This window comes from Streptomyces sp. Y309, assembly GCF_056712025.1.
Genome location: NZ_CM160048.1, coordinates 2567464 through 2582500, shown reverse-complemented (window position 1 = coordinate 2582500; position 15037 = coordinate 2567464). Strand labels below are relative to the sequence as shown.

The following is a 15037-nucleotide window of genomic DNA, read 5'->3' as shown; positions in this document are numbered from 1 at the left end:
TCTAGCGAGTTTCATGGCGGCCCGTACCCTAAACCGACTCAGGTGGTCAGGTAGAGAATACCGAGGCGTTCGGGTGAACTATGGTTAAGGAACTCGGCAAAATGCCCCCGTAACTTCGGGAGAAGGGGGGCCACACCTGGTGATCCGTTTTACACGGTGAGCTGGGGGTGGCCGCAGAGACCAGCGAGAAGCGACTGTTTACTAAAAACACAGGTCCGTGCGAAGCCGTAAGGCGATGTATACGGACTGACGCCTGCCCGGTGCTGGAACGTTAAGGGGACCGGTTAGTGCGCTTTCGGGCGTGCGAAGCTGAGAACTTAAGCGCCAGTAAACGGCGGTGGTAACTATAACCATCCTAAGGTAGCGAAATTCCTTGTCGGGTAAGTTCCGACCTGCACGAATGGCGTAACGACTTCTCGACTGTCTCAACCATAGGCCCGGTGAAATTGCACTACGAGTAAAGATGCTCGTTTCGCGCAGCAGGACGGAAAGACCCCGGGACCTTTACTACAGTTTGATATTGGTGTTCGGTTCGGCTTGTGTAGGATAGCTGGGAGACTGTGAAGCATGCACGCCAGTGTGTGTGGAGTCGTCGTTGAAATACCAGTCTGGTCGTGCTGGATGTCTAACCTGGGTCCGTGATCCGGATCAGGGACAGTGTCTGATGGGTAGTTTAACTGGGGCGGTTGCCTCCCAAAGGGTAACGGAGGCGCCCAAAGGTTCCCTCAGCCTGGTTGGTAATCAGGTGTTGAGTGTAAGTGCACAAGGGAGCTTGACTGTGAGACTGACGGGTCGAGCAGGGACGAAAGTCGGGACTAGTGATCCGGCGGTGGCTTGTGGAAGCGCCGTCGCTCAACGGATAAAAGGTACCCCGGGGATAACAGGCTGATCTTCCCCAAGAGTCCATATCGACGGGATGGTTTGGCACCTCGATGTCGGCTCGTCGCATCCTGGGGCTGGAGTCGGTCCCAAGGGTTGGGCTGTTCGCCCATTAAAGCGGTACGCGAGCTGGGTTTAGAACGTCGTGAGACAGTTCGGTCCCTATCCGCTGTGCGCGTAGGAGTCTTGAGAAGGGCTGTCCCTAGTACGAGAGGACCGGGACGGACGAACCTCTGGTGTGCCAGTTGTCCTGCCAAGGGCATGGCTGGTTGGCTACGTTCGGAAAGGATAACCGCTGAAAGCATCTAAGCGGGAAGCCTGCTTCGAGATGAGGACTCCCACCCCCTTTGAGGGGTTAAGGCTCCCAGTAGACGACTGGGTTGATAGGCCAGATATGGAAGCCCGGCAACGGGTGGAGTTGACTGGTACTAATAGGCCGAGGGCTTGTCCTCAGTTGCTCGCGTCCACTGTGTTGGTTCTGAAACCACGAACAACCCCATGCCCGGGGCCACCGGGTGTGGTGCGGTAGTTGAGAGTTTCATAGTGTTTCGGTGGTCATAGCGTGAGGGAAACGCCCGGTTACATTCCGAACCCGGAAGCTAAGCCTTACAGCGCCGATGGTACTGCAGGGGGGACCCTGTGGGAGAGTAGGACGCCGCCGAACTAAATGTAGAAGAGCTGGTCCCCGAACTTCGGTTCGAGGACCAGCTCTTTTTTGTTGTGCGTCACTCGTTGTTCACGTTGCGCGACCAACATCCGCGACATGGGGACACTTGCAATGCTGCGAGCCGCCGGAGTCGGGAGCGGTGACGAGGTCATCGTGCCCGCGTACGGGAACGCCGAAGTCGCCGAGGACGTCGTGCTCGCGGGCGCCATGCCCGTGTTCGCGGACATCGACCCGCTGACGTACTGCCTCAGCCCCGCGGCCGTCGACGCGGTCGTCACCGCCCGCACCGCCGCCGTGGCCGTCGTACACCGCTTCGGGAACCACGCGGACCTCGCCGGTCTGCGCGGTGTCGCGCAGCGGCACGGGCTCCTCGTCCTGGAGCAGGGCGAGTTGGACGCACCATGTGACGGGCTCCCGCAGCGGCGGGCGTATGCCGCCTATCTGAACGGGCGGCTGACCGGAGTGATAACGCCGGCCGAGCACGCCCCGCACAGCCACCAGTACGTCGTACGAGTGCCCGGCAACGGGCGGCCGGACCGCGACGCGTTCGCACGGGCCATACGGGCCAGGGGAGTTGACTGCCACGTACCCGTGAAGACGCCGCTGCACCGCACGCCGAAGTTCTGGCGCGACATAGAACTGCCCGAGACCGAGCGGGCCGCCGACGAGACCCTGGCGCTTCCCGTGGACGCCTCGCAGTCCCGGCGGGAACTGCAGCGGATCGTATCGGCGTGCAATGCGCTCGGAGGGCTTCTTCAACCCGCCTTCTGAGGGTTCAAGGAGGGCGGTTCGGGACCGCGCCATGTTCGGGTATGATCTATTCCGTTGCCGCGCGGGAAACCGCGCAGGGAGCAACTGGCCCCTATAGCTCAGTCGGTAGAGCGTCTCCATGGTAAGGAGAAGGTCAGCGGTTCGATTCCGCTTGGGGGCTCTGCGAAGAAAAAGAAGGCCATCGTCCTGGGGACGGTGGCCTTCTTTGTTGTCCGCCCCGGAAAGGGCGTGGATTCAGTGGATTCAGCGGACTCAGTCGTCGAGGCCCGGGACGCGCATCGCCAGGATCGCCATGTCGTCCGACGGGGCGTCCGTCGCGAAGCGCTCCACCGCGCGCATGATGCGCGCCGCCACCGCGCCCGCCGTGAGGCCCGTGCACGTGGTGAGGACGTCGGCAAGGCCGTCGTCGCCCAGCATGCGCGTGCCCTCGCGGCGCTCCGTGACGCCGTCCGTGACGCACAGCAGGACGTCGCCCGGGTCGAGGGTCACCGTCTGCTCGTACAGCTCCAGGTCGTCCATGACGCCGAGCAGCGGCTGCGGCTCCGCGTACGGCTCGACCGTGCCGTCCTGGCGCAGGCGCAGCGGCAGCGGATGGCCGGCGCAGACGATCTTGAGGACCGCCGAGCCGTCCTCCTGGGGCCACAACTCGCCGTAGAGGAGGGTCAGGAAGCGGCTGCGGGCGCCCTCGTCGAGGATCGCCGCGTTGAGGCGCTCCAGGACCGCGGGGCCGCCGAAGCCCTCGCGGGCCAGCAGGCGCAGCGCGTGCCGGGCCAGGCCCGTGACCGCGGCTGCCTCTGGGCCCGTGCCGCACACGTCGCCGATCGCGAAGCCGTACGCGCCGTCGCGGATCGGGAAGAGGTCGTAGAAGTCGCCGCCCACCTCGTTGCCCTCGCCGGCCGCGCGGTAGATGACCTCGACCTCGACGCCCGGGACCTGGGGCAGGCCGGGCGGCAGGAGGCTGCGCTGGAGGGACTGGCTGATCGCCATGCGCTCCGAGTACAGACGGGCGTTGTCCAGGGCCAGGGCGGCCCTGCGGGAGAGGTCCTCGGCCAGCTCCAGGATCTCCTGGCGGAAGTGCTCGTCGGAGGGCTTGCCGAGGACGAGCATGCCGATGACGCGGTTGCGGGCCACCAGGGGCAGGACGACCGTCTCGCCGCCCACCGCGGAGGCCGTGGACAGCGTCGTGCCGATGCCCGAGCCGACCGTCATCGGTTCGCCGAGGCCCAGGTTGCGCATCGACGTACGCAAGGCGGCCTGGTGCGCTGCTTCGGAGGGGGCGGTCCAGACGCGGGCGCCCGGGGTCGGGACCGGGTCCGGCGGGTCGACCTTCATGAGGAGGGCCTTCAGGCCGTCGATGCGCTCCTCGTCCTCGTGCAGGACGTACGAGAGGTACGGCTCCGAGGCCTGGTCGGCGATCGTGTAGACGGCGCACCAGGTGGCGAGCGTGGGGACCGTCATCTGGGCCATGAGGGCCAGGGTCTGGTCGCGGTCGAGGGTGCCGGCGAGCAGGTCGGAGGCCTCCACGAGGAAGGACAGGGAGCCGCGGCGCAGGCGCTCCAGCTCGCCGAGGCGGGCCGACTCGACGGCGAGGGCGATGCGGTCGGCGGCGAACTGCAGCCGCAGGGCCTCTTCGTTCGAGTACCGGTCGGGGGACTCGGCGGCGACTCCCAGGGAGCCCGTGAGGCGGCCCTCGACCTTCAGCGGGACCGTGACGACCGAGCGCATGCCGGTGCCGTTGAGGAGCGGCACGGCGCCCGGGACGACCGTGAGGTCCTCGTGGACGGCGGGCATCCGCGCGGAGCCGTACCGGCCGGGGCCGGCCTCCACGGGGACGCGGGCGAAGCGCTGGCGGGCGGAGGGGAGTCCGGTGGAGGCCCGTACTTCCAGTTCCGTCTCGTCGTCCGTGGCCAGGAGCAGGAAGGCCGCGTCGCCGTCGAGCATGTCCCGGGCCCGCTCGACCGTGCGCTGGAGGAGGCCGTCCAGGTCGTCGGGGGCGGGGGAGCCGATGAAGACTTCGAAGGGGTCGGCGGTGTGCGGCTCGCTGAGCGTGCCGGACTCGGGGGCCGGGCCGCGCAGCGGGGTCTGGAGGACGGCGCGCTCGTCGTCACGTACGAGAAGGCAGACCGTGGAGGGCTCGCCGTCGGTGTCGCGGACGCGCAGGTGCGAGGCGTAGACAGGGGTGACGCGGCCGTCCGCGTCCCGGATGCCGTAGCTGCCCTCCCAGCGGGAGAGCTGGAGGGCGTCGGCGATGCCGGTGCTGGTGCCGGGGGTGTGCGGCCAGGCGGCGAAGTCGGTGAGGGGCTTGCCGGTGACCTGCTCGGCGACGTACCCGAAAAGTTCCTCGGCGTCTTCGTTCCACGCGGAGATGGCGCCGGTGCGGTCGATCTGGACGACGGCGACGCGGACGCGGCCGTCGGTGATCGGGAGCAGGTCGGCCGGGAGGGTGGGGCCGGCGGCCCGGGTGCCCACGGGGCGGTCGGGCAGGTCGAGTTGGAACCAGACCTGCTTGTGCGTCGAGGTGTAGTCGACGCCCCAGCGGGTGGCGAGGGCGGCGCAGAGCTGGAGGCCGCGGCCGCCCTCGCGGTCGGGGCTGCCCATGGTCGCGGGGGAGCTCTGGAGGGGGATCTCGCGCTCGGGATAGTGGTCGGAGACCTCGATGCGGACGGCGTCCTCGCTGCGCAGGCACAGGACGTCGGCGGCGGTGCCCGCGTGCACGACGGCGTTCGTGACGAGTTCACTGGTCAGCACGACCGCGTCGTCGACGACGTCCGAGAAGCCCCACCCCTGGAGGGTGTCCCTGACGAACGAACGGGCCGTCGCGACGGAACGCCCCACGGGTTCGAAAGTCGCAGCCGCGCGCGCGGTGATCACAGAACTCCTCGTTCGTCGTCCCCCGGGAATCTGCCGTTGTCCCCCGGGAATCTGCAGTCCCATGGTGCGGCCGCCCCTCCGATGCCCGCTGTTATGTGTGCCACCGCCCTGGCCGGGCAGGACCGGGGTGGTTGGACAGCCGGATGCCAGGTTACTTACCTTCGCCGTCCATGCTGATGCCGGTCGCCAGTCTTTCCGCCCGGAGGGTGTGCGGACGGTGTGCGAAGCTGCCGAACTGTTATGGCCTGGTTCGGCCATGGTGAAACACTGGACAGGCTTCAGATGAAGCCCCAGCAGTACGGTCGACCCTTGCGGGAGGGACACAGTGGAGTCTGGCGCTGCGACGCGGGCCGCTAAGACGCGCGCGAAAGACGGACGGTCCCTGAACAGTCAGCGCAAGCCGCGCAACGGGACGACGGCCACGGTGGACGCCGCGGCCCTGAACAGGCTGCTGACCGCCCTGGTGGCGATGCGGGACGGCAATTTCCGCAAGCGCCTGACGGTGTCGGGCGACGACGTGATGTCGGAGATCGCTGCCGTCTTCAACGAGGTAGCTGACCGTAACCTGCATCTCACCGGTGAGTTGTCGCGGGTGCGGCGCACGGTCGGGCGTGAGGGAAAGCTCACAGAGCGGCTGCAGGGCGGGGCCATGGAGGGCTCCTGGGCGGCGGCGATCGACGCCTCCAACGCCCTCGTGGAGGATCTCGTACGGCCCGTCTCCGAGGTCGGCCGGGTGCTGTCCGCGGTCGCGGAGGGCGACCTGGAACAGCGCATGGAGCTGCGCGCGCAGGCGGACGAGGGCAACGGCCATCCGCTGCGCGGTGAGTTCCTGAAGGTCGGGCGCACGGTCAACAACCTGGTCGACCAGCTGTCGACGTTCACCGACGAGGTCACGCGGGTGGCCAGTGAGGTGGGCACGGAGGGCAAGCTGGGCGGCCAGGCCCGGTTGCGCGGTATGTCCGGTTCGTGGAAGGACCTCACGGATTCGGTCAACACCATGGCGTACCGGCTGACGGCGCAGGTGCGCGACATCGCGCTGGTGACGACCGCGGTCGCGAAGGGTGACCTGTCGCGCAAGGTCACGGTGCATGTGGCCGGCGAGATGCTGGAGCTGAAGAACACCGTCAACACCATGGTGGATCAGCTCTCCTCGTTCTCCTCCGAGGTGACCCGGGTCGCGCGCGAGGTCGGCACGGAGGGCGAGCTCGGCGGGCAGGCGCAGGTGCCGGGTGTCGCGGGCGTGTGGAAGGACCTCACCGACTCGGTGAACCTGATGGCGGGCAACCTGACCGCGCAGGTGCGGGGCATCGCCCAGGTCACGACGGCCGTCGCGAACGGCGATCTGTCGCAGAAGGTGCGGGTGAGCGCGCGCGGCGAGGTGGCCCAGCTCGCCGAGACCATCAACCAGATGACGGAGACGCTGCGTACGTTCGCGGACGAGGTCACGCGCGTCGCCAACGAGGTCGGCGCCGAGGGACAGCTCGGCGGGCAGGCCAACGTGCCGGGCGCTGCGGGCACTTGGAAGGACCTGACCGACTCCGTCAACACGGTCTTCCGGAACCTGACGACTCAGGTGCGGGACATCGCGCAGGTGACGACGGCGGTGGCGAACGGCGACCTGTCGCAGAAGGTCACCGTCGATGTCGCGGGCGAGATGCTGGAGTTGAAGAACACCGTCAACACGATGGTGGACCAGCTCTCCTCCTTCGGCGCCGAAGTGACGCGCGTGGCACGGGAGGTGGGCGTCGAGGGCGAGCTCGGCGGGCAGGCGCAGGTGCCGGGCGCGGCGGGGACGTGGAAGGACCTCACGGACTCGGTCAACACCGCCTTCCGCAACCTCACCGGGCAGGTGCGCAACATCGCGCAGGTGACGACGGCGGTGGCTAACGGCGACCTGTCCCAGAAGGTCACGGTCGACGTCTCCGGAGAGATGCTTCAGCTGAAGAACACCGTGAACACCATGGTGGACCAGCTGTCGTCGTTCGCCGATCAGGTCACGCGGATGGCGCGGGACGTGGGCACGGAGGGGCGCCTCGGCGGCCAGGCGCGCGTGGACGGCGTGAGCGGTACGTGGAAGGAGCTCACGGACTCCGTCAACTTCATGGCGGGGAACCTGACTTCGCAGGTACGTCAGATCGCCCAGGTGACGACGGCGGTGGCCCGCGGCGACCTGTCGCAGAAGATCGACGTCGACGCGCGCGGGGAGATCCTGGAGCTGAAGAACACCATCAACACGATGGTCGACCAGCTCTCCGCGTTCGCCGACCAGGTGACGCGCGTGGCGCGCGAGGTGGGCACGGAGGGACGGCTCGGCGGCCAGGCGCAGGTGCCCGGTGTCGCCGGTGTGTGGCGCGACCTCACGGACTCCGTGAACGGCATGGCAGGCAACCTCACCGCGCAGGTGCGCAACATCGCGCAGGTCGCGACGGCGGTCGCGCGCGGTGACCTGTCGCAGAAGATCGACGTGGACGCCCGGGGCGAGATCCTGGAGCTGAAGAACACCCTCAACACGATGGTGGATCAGCTCTCGGCCTTCGCCGAGCAGGTGACGCGGGTGGCCCGCGAGGTGGGTACGGACGGCATCCTCGGCGGGCAGGCCGAGGTGCAGGGTGTGTCGGGTACGTGGAAGGACCTGACGCAGTCCGTGAACGGCATGGCCAACAACCTCACCCTCCAGGTGCGCAACATCGCCGAGGTCACCACGGCCGTGGCCATGGGCGACCTCTCCAAGAAGATCACCGTCGACGCGAAGGGCGAGATCCTCGAGCTCGTCACGACGGTGAACACGATGGTCGACCAGCTGTCGTCGTTCGCGGAGCAGGTCACGCGCGTGGCCCGTGAGGTGGGCACGGAGGGCAAGCTGGGCGGTCAGGCGCGGGTGGTCGGCGTCACGGGCATCTGGAAGGACCTCAGCGACAACGTCAACCTGATGGCCAACAACCTGACCATGCAGGTGCGCAACATCTCGCAGGTCGCCGCGGCCGTCGCCAACGGCGACCTCACGAAGACGGTGACGATCGAGGCGCGCGGCGAGGTCGCGCAGCTCGCGGACACCTTCAACACCATGGTGAAGACGCTCAGTTCGTTCGCCGACCAGGTCACCAAGGTGGCCCGTGAGGTGGGCACGGACGGCATCCTCGGCGGCCAGGCCCGCGTCCCGGGGGTGTCCGGTACGTGGAAGGACCTCACCGAGTCCGTGAACGGGATGGCGTCCAACCTGACCGGTCAGGTGCGCAACATCGCGATGGTCACCACGGCCATCGCCAAGGGCGATCTCACCAAGAAGATCGACATCGACGCGCGCGGCGAGATCCTGGAGCTCAAGACCACCATCAACACGATGGTGGACCAGCTCTCGTCGTTCGCCGAGCAGGTCACCCGTGTCGCCCGCGAGGTGGGCACCGAGGGCCAGCTGGGCGGCCAGGCGCGGGTGCGGGACGTCGACGGCACCTGGCGCGACCTGACCGAGTCGGTGAACGAGATGGCCGGGAATCTCACCCGGCAGGTGCGCGCGATCGCGGCGGTCGCCACGGCGGTGACCCGCGGCGACCTCAACCTGAAGATCGACGTGGACGCGGCGGGCGAGATCCAGGTCCTCCAGGACAACATCAACACGATGATCGCGAACCTCCGCGACACCACCCTCGCCAACAAGGAACAGGACTGGCTCAAGGGCAACCTGGCGCGGATCTCCGGCCTGATGCAGGGCCGCCGCGACCTGGAGGACGTCGCCTCGCTGATCATGAGCGAGCTGACGCCGGTCGTCTCGGCGCAGCACGGCGCGTTCTTCCTGGCCATGCCCACCGACGACGCGCAGGACCTGAGCGGTGACGAGGACGCGTACGAGCTGCGCATGCTCGGCAGCTACGGCTATTCGATGGGATCGATGCCGACGTCCTTCCGCCCCGGTGAGACGCTGATCGGGACGGCCGCCAAGGAGCGGCGCACGATCCTCGTGGAGAACGCGCCGTCCGGCTATCTGCGGATCGCCTCCGGGCTCGGCGAGGCGCCCCCGGCGCAGGTCATCGTGTTGCCGGTGCTTTTCGAAGGCAAGGTGCTCGGCGTCATCGAGCTGGCGTCGTTCCAGCCGTTCACGCAGATCCAGAAGGACTTCCTCAGCCAGATCGCCGAGATGATCGCGACGAGCGTCAACACCATCAGCGTCAACACGAAGACGGAGATCCTGCTCAAGCAGTCGCAGGAGCTCACCGAGCAACTGCGCGAGCGCTCCGAGGAGTTGGAGAATCGGCAGAAGGCGCTGCAGGAGTCCAACGCCGAACTGGAGGACAAGGCCGCGCTGCTCGCCCAGCAGAACCGCGACATCGAGGTCAAGAACACCGAGATCGAAGAGGCCCGCCAGGTCCTCGAAGAGCGCGCCGAACAGCTCGCGGTCTCGATGCGCTACAAGTCCGAGTTCCTTGCGAACATGTCGCACGAGCTGCGTACGCCGCTCAACTCGCTGCTGATCCTGGCCAAGTTGCTCGCCGACAACGCCGACGCGAACCTCACGCCCAAGCAGGTCGAGTTCGCCGAGACGATCCACGGCGCGGGCTCGGACCTGCTCCAGCTCATCAACGACATCCTCGACCTGTCGAAGGTCGAGGCGGGCAAGATGGATGTCAGCCCGACCCGCATCGCACTCGTCCAACTCGTCGACTACGTAGAGGCCACTTTCCGTCCGCTGACCGCGGAGAAGGGGCTCGACTTCTCCGTACGCGTGTCGCCGGAGCTCCCCGCGACGCTGCACACGGACGAACAGCGCCTCCTTCAGGTGCTGCGCAACCTGCTGGCCAACGCGGTGAAGTTCACCGACTCCGGAGCGGTGGAGCTGGTCATCCGGCTCGCCAACAACGACGTGCCGAACGAGATCCGCGAGCAGCTCCTCGAAGCCGGTTCCCTGCGGGACGCGGACGCCGATCTGATCGCGTTCTCCGTGGCCGACACGGGCATCGGCATCGCCGCCAGCAAGATGCGGGTGATCTTCGAGGCCTTCAAGCAGGCCGACGGCACCACCAGCCGCAAGTACGGCGGCACGGGCCTCGGGCTTTCGATCAGCCGGGAGATCGCGCGGCTGCTCGGCGGTGAGATCCACGCGGCGAGCGAACCGGGCCGCGGCTCCACCTTCACGCTGTATTTGCCGCTGCACCCCAGCGAACTGCCGCCGCAGGGCTACACCCAGCTCCCGCCGCCGCCCGCGACGCCCGAACTGATCGCCCTGGAGTCCCTGGATTCCCCGGCGTCCTCGGAGGACGGTGAGGGGCCCGAGCCCCAGGCACCGGACGCGCCCGCCGCCATGCCCCCGCAGGCGCAGCCCGGCCCCGCCGCGCTGTTCCGGCGCCGCCGCCGGTCCGCGCCGCCCGCCGGGGAGCCGGCGCGCGGCCTTCCGGGGCAGTCCGGGGGCGGGACCGCGGGGACGCCGGAGCGGTGGCAGGACGGCGCGGGGCAGGAGGCGCCGGCCCCGCGCGTGCGGTTGCAGTTCGACGGCGAGAAGGTGCTCATCGTCGACGACGACATCCGTAATGTGTTCGCGCTCACCAGCGTCCTGGAGCAGCACGGCCTCTCCGTGCTGTACGCGGAGAACGGCCGAGAAGGTATCGAAGTCCTGGAACAGCACGACGACGTGACGGTCGTGCTGATGGACATCATGATGCCGGAGATGGACGGCTACGCGACGACGACGGCGATCCGCAGGATGCCGCAGTTCGCCGGGCTGCCGATCATCGCGCTCACCGCCAAGGCCATGAAGGGCGACCGGGAGAAGGCCATCGACTCCGGAGCGTCGGACTACGTGACCAAGCCGGTCGATCCCGATCACCTGTTGTCGGTGATGGAGCAGTGGATGCACGGGGAGTGACGCGGCGGCGCGCGGACTACGGAAGAAGCCGCACCATTACGCGGAGTTGCTGACAGAGTGTGGCCGACGTCGTGTAGAACCGCGGTATTCGGGGAACCTTCTGGTCCGCCGCGGCGTTTCTGCTACGTGCACAGTGACATCGCGGTGACAGGGTGTGGCGACAGGCGGGGTGCGGCTACCATGACCGGCACAAGGACGGACGGCGCAAGGGAGCCGTCCTCTGGGGCGGCGCCCGGTGTACCGCCGGGGCGAGGAGGGCGGGCCATGGTGCAGAAGGCCAAGATCCTCCTGGTCGATGACCGGCCGGAGAATCTGCTGGCGCTGGAGGCCATCCTCTCTGCGCTCGATCAGACGCTGGTGCGGGCATCGTCCGGGGAGGAAGCGCTCAAAGCGCTGCTGACGGACGACTTCGCGGTCATTCTGCTGGACGTCCAGATGCCGGGGATGGACGGCTTCGAGACCGCGGCGCACATCAAGCGGCGGGAGCGGACCCGGGACATCCCGATCATCTTCCTCACCGCCATCAACCACGGACCGCACCACACCTTCCGTGGGTACGCGGCGGGCGCCGTGGACTACATCTCCAAGCCCTTCGACCCGTGGGTGCTGCGCGCCAAGGTCTCGGTGTTCGTCGAGCTGTACATGAAGAACTGCCAACTGCGTGAGCAGGCCGCGCTGCTGCGCCTCCAGCTGGAGGGCGGCGCCAAGGCCGCGGCCGCGGACACCAAGGAGCCGGCCGGGCTGCTCGCCGAGTTGTCCGCGCGTCTCGCGGCCGTCGAGGAGCAGGCCGAGGCGCTCTCCAAGCAGCTCGACGACGACTCCGCGGACGCGGCCGCCGTCGCCACGGCAGCCCATCTCGAACGCAAACTGACCGGTTTGCGCAGGGCTCTTGACGCTCTGGAGCCAGGCACGGGCAGCGGCGCGGCTTCGGTGCCGTCACAGAACTGACGCGAGCCACGGCCCGTACGCCGCGCTGAGTGCGGAAGCAGCAATGCGCTGACTGCGGAAGCGATGATTCGCCGAGTGCGGAAGCGACAATTCCGTGCGTCCGCGCGGTGAACGGAAGCGTAGGTTCCGTACGTCCGCTGTGAGCACCCGTCAGTTCGCCTCCTCGACAAGGGCGACACAGACGGGTGAAGCAGTAGGCACACGTGTCCACCGTCGTCTCCCCCGGTAACCTCACACCCATGGCCTCACGTCAGCCCGCAGCCAAGAAGACGCCCGCGAAGAAGGCGGCCGCGCCGACCAAGGCTCCGGCGAAGAAGGCCGCCGCCAAGAAAGCGCCCGCGAAGAAGTCCGCGGCGAAGAAGGCGCCCGCCAAGAAGGCCGCGGCCAAGAAGCCCGCCCCGAAGCCGGCGCCCAATCCGACCAACGGTCTCTACCGCGTCGTGCGCGCCATCTGGCTCGGCATCGCGCACGCGGTGGGAGCGATGTTCCGGGGAGTGGGGCGCGGCGCCAAGGGACTCGACCCCGCGCACCGCAAGGACGGGCTCGCGCTGCTGCTGCTCGGCCTCGCCCTCATCGTCGCCGCGGGCACCTGGTCCAACCTGCGCGGCCCCGTGGGCGACCTGGTCGAGATGCTGGTGACCGGCGCCTTCGGGCGGCTCGACCTGCTCGTGCCGATACTGCTCGCGGCCATCGCCGTGCGGCTCATCCGGCACCCCGAGAAGATCGACGCGAACGGCCGCATCGTGATCGGCCTGTCCGCGCTCGTCATCGGCGTGCTCGGCCAGGTGCACATCGCGTGCGGCTCGCCCGCGCGCGCGGACGGCATGCAGGCGATAAGGGACGCGGGCGGGCTCATCGGCTGGGGCGCGTCCACGCCGCTGAACAAGGCGCTGGGCGAGGTCCTCGCCGTACCGCTGCTGGTGCTCCTGACGGTCTTCGGGCTGCTCGTCGTCACGGCCACGCCCGTCAACGCCATTCCGCAGCGGCTGCGGCAGCTCGGCGTGCGGCTCGGGATCCTCGAGGGGGAGCCCGCCGTGGGGGAGGCGGGCGCGTACGGGGAGCACGGCGAGTACATCGAGTACGCCGACCACTCCGATGACGACGAGCGGTACGACGAGCAGTGGCGCGAGGCCCTGCCCGGCCGCTCCCGGGGCCGCAGGAAGCCCGCAGGCGGCCCGCAGGAGCCCTCGCCGGACCAGGCGGAGGAGGCGGCCCTCTCCAAGCGGCGCAGGCCGCGTCGCGCCTCCGCGCAGCCCGACCTGGACCGGCCCATGGACGCGGTGGACGTCGCCGCCGCCGCGGCCGCGGCGCTCGACGGGGCCGTGATGCACGGCATGCCGCCCTCCGCCCTGGTGGCCGACCTCACGCAGGGCGTCTCCGTGGACCGCGACGAGCAGGAGCGGTCCTCGCCGGTGCCGCCCGCCCGCGCGACCGGAGCCCCGGTGGTCGGCCGGAAGAACCCGCCCAAGGAGCCCGCGGGCACCGGCGTCCCCGACCTGACCAAGGCGGCCCCCGACGCGCCCCGCGACCTGCCCCCGCGCGCGGAGCAACTGCAGCTCTCCGGAGACATCACCTACGCGCTGCCCTCGCTCGACCTCCTGGAGCGCGGCGGCCCCGGCAAGGCCCGCAGCGCGGCCAACGACGCGGTCGTCGACTCGCTCTCGAACGTCTTCACCGAGTTCAAGGTCGACGCCGTCGTCACCGGCTTCACGCGCGGGCCGACGGTCACGCGCTACGAGATCGAGCTCGGCCCCGCCGTGAAGGTCGAAAAGATCACGGCCCTCGCCAAGAACATCGCGTACGCCGTCGCCTCCCCGGACGTGCGGATCATCTCGCCCATCCCCGGCAAGTCCGCGGTCGGCATCGAGATCCCGAACACCGACCGCGAGATGGTCAAGGTCGGCGACGTGCTGCGGCTCGCGGACGCCGCCGAGGACGAGCACCCGATGCTGGTCGCGCTCGGCAAGGACGTCGAGGGCGGCTACGTGATGGCCAACATGGCGAAGATGCCGCACATCCTCGTCGCCGGAGCCACCGGTTCCGGTAAGTCGTCGTGCATCAACTGTCTGATCACGTCGATCATGGTGCGGGCCACCCCCGAGGACGTCCGCATGGTCCTCGTCGACCCCAAGCGCGTCGAGCTCACCGCGTACGAGGGCATTCCGCACCTGATCACGCCGATCATCACCAACCCCAAGCGCGCGGCCGAGGCCCTCCAGTGGGTCGTACGCGAGATGGACCTGCGCTACGACGACCTCGCGGCATTCGGGTTCCGGCACATCGACGACTTCAACGAGGCCGTGCGCGCGGGCAAGGTCAGCGCCCCCGAGGGCAGCGAGCGGGAGCTGCAGCCGTACCCGTACCTGCTGGTCATCGTCGACGAGCTGGCCGACCTGATGATGGTCGCGCCGCGCGACGTCGAGGACTCGATCGTGCGCATCACGCAGCTCGCGCGCGCCGCCGGCATCCACCTGGTGCTCGCCACCCAGCGGCCGTCCGTGGACGTCGTGACCGGCCTGATCAAGGCAAACGTTCCGTCGCGGCTCGCCTTCGCGACCTCCTCGCTCGCCGACAGCCGCGTCATCCTCGACCAGCCGGGCGCCGAGAAGCTGATCGGCAAGGGCGACGGCCTGTTCCTGCCGATGGGCGCCAACAAGCCCATCCGCATGCAGGGCGCCTTCGTGACCGAGGACGAGGTCGCCGCGGTCGTCCAGCACTGCAAGGACCAGATGGCGCCCGTCTTCCGCGACGACGTCACCGTGGCCACCAAGCAGAAGAAGGAGATCGACGAGGACATCGGCGACGACCTCGACCTGCTGTGCCAGGCGGCCGAGCTGGTCGTCTCCACCCAGTTCGGGTCGACGTCGATGCTCCAGCGCAAGCTGCGGGTCGGCTTCGCCAAGGCGGGCCGCCTCATGGACCTCATGGAGTCGCGGAACATCGTCGGCCCGAGCGAGGGTTCGAAGGCACGTGACGTTCTTGTGAAACCCGATGAGCTGGATGGCGTGCTCGCCGTGATCCGCGGGGAGGCTGACTGACGGAGCGGT

The 15037-nt window shown here is 68.5% G+C and carries 5 protein-coding genes, 1 tRNA gene and 2 rRNA genes (1 of these 8 cut by a window edge); 7 read left to right on the top strand and 1 reads right to left on the bottom strand.

The genetic code is table 11. From position 1 onward, the window contains the following. The 4 genes from AC0KTA_RS09575 to AC0KTA_RS09560 all read left to right on the top strand — a co-directional run. A 23S ribosomal RNA gene (locus tag AC0KTA_RS09575) occupies positions 1-1331 on the top strand; it begins 1793 nt to the left of the window's first position. A 95-nt stretch (positions 1332-1426) separates the two neighbouring features. Further along, positions 1427-1543, top strand: a 5S ribosomal RNA gene (gene rrf / locus AC0KTA_RS09570). Positions 1544-1657: 114 nt separating this feature from the next. Next, on the top strand, positions 1658-2317 hold the full coding sequence (locus tag AC0KTA_RS09565; protein WP_481056369.1) for a DegT/DnrJ/EryC1/StrS family aminotransferase: 660 nt from the start codon (positions 1658-1660) through the stop codon (positions 2315-2317). Positions 2318-2404: 87 nt separating this feature from the next. Beyond that, positions 2405-2477, top strand: a tRNA-Thr gene (locus AC0KTA_RS09560). 92 nt (positions 2478-2569) lie between these two features. Here AC0KTA_RS09560 and AC0KTA_RS09555 read toward each other — a convergent pair. Beyond that, complete coding sequence (locus AC0KTA_RS09555; protein WP_481054689.1) at positions 2570-5251, bottom strand: SpoIIE family protein phosphatase; 2682 nt, start codon at positions 5249-5251, stop codon at positions 2570-2572. A gap of 262 nt (positions 5252-5513) precedes the next feature. On the opposite strand from AC0KTA_RS09555, the gene AC0KTA_RS09550 reads away from it, so the two are divergent. The 3 genes from AC0KTA_RS09550 to AC0KTA_RS09540 all read left to right on the top strand — a co-directional run bounded on the left by AC0KTA_RS09550 (position 5514) and on the right by AC0KTA_RS09540 (position 15028). Then, complete coding sequence (locus AC0KTA_RS09550) at positions 5514-11042, top strand: HAMP domain-containing protein (protein ID WP_481054688.1); 5529 nt, start codon at positions 5514-5516, stop codon at positions 11040-11042. Positions 11043-11306: 264 nt separating this feature from the next. Beyond that, positions 11307-11990 (top strand): response regulator, encoded by a 684-nt coding sequence (locus tag AC0KTA_RS09545; RefSeq protein ID WP_189738697.1) that lies wholly within the window; start codon positions 11307-11309, stop codon positions 11988-11990. A gap of 239 nt (positions 11991-12229) precedes the next feature. Beyond that, positions 12230-15028: a DNA translocase FtsK gene (locus AC0KTA_RS09540; RefSeq protein ID WP_481054687.1), complete on the top strand. Its 2799-nt coding sequence runs from the start codon at positions 12230-12232 to the stop codon at positions 15026-15028. The last annotated feature ends 9 nt before the right edge of the window (positions 15029-15037 follow it).

What these genes read in the sequence shown, in the direction of transcription:
- AC0KTA_RS09565 (WP_481056369.1), top strand. Translation starts at nt 1,658, where the DNA reads ATGCTGCGAGCCGCCGGAGTCGGGAGCGGTGACGAGGTCATCGTGCCC.
- AC0KTA_RS09555 (WP_481054689.1), bottom strand. Translation starts at nt 5,251, where the DNA reads ATGGGACTGCAGATTCCCGGGGGACAACGGCAGATTCCCGGGGGACGA.
- AC0KTA_RS09545 (WP_189738697.1), top strand. Translation starts at nt 11,307, where the DNA reads ATGGTGCAGAAGGCCAAGATCCTCCTGGTCGATGACCGGCCGGAGAAT.
- AC0KTA_RS09540 (WP_481054687.1), top strand. Translation starts at nt 12,230, where the DNA reads ATGGCCTCACGTCAGCCCGCAGCCAAGAAGACGCCCGCGAAGAAGGCG.